The following is a 403-nucleotide window of genomic DNA, read 5'->3' on the forward strand; positions in this document are numbered from 1 at the left end:
GCCCGCGGCGTCGGCCGCTTCGGCAGCCACACCGGCACAGCCTGCCCCGGCGCCGGCCTCGGCGGCCAGCGGCCTGGATCAAAACGCGATCGCCAAGGGAATGGGCCTGAAATGATCCGCGTCCGACACCTCGCGCTCGCAGTGGCGCTGGGCCTGACGGCCATGAGCGGTCAGGCGCAAACCAGCGCGGCCGCCAATGCCGCAGCGATGGCCGAGTACAAGCTGGGCGCTGGCGACGTCGTCCGAGTCGTCGTCTATCAAAACCCCGACCTGACGCTCGAGACCCGCGTTTCCGAAACGGGCGTCATCAGCTACCCGCTGCTCGGCAATGTGCGCATCGGCGGGCTGGGCGTCAGTGCGGCCGAGCAACTCATCGCCGATGGCCTGAGGAACGGCAATTACG

At 69.0% G+C, this 403-nt stretch carries 1 protein-coding gene; it reads left to right on the forward strand.

Going from position 1 to position 403, the window contains the following annotated elements; genetic code table 11:
- Positions 1-111: 111 nt before the first annotated feature.
- The coding region (locus L6966_RS12020) for a polysaccharide biosynthesis/export family protein (protein ID WP_237233477.1) at positions 112-403 on the forward strand (292 nt) is incomplete at its 3' end.

The sequence above is a fragment of the Rothia nasisuis genome (genome assembly GCF_928381405.1).
Taxonomy (GTDB): Bacteria; Actinomycetota; Actinomycetes; order Actinomycetales; family Micrococcaceae; genus Rothia; species Rothia nasisuis.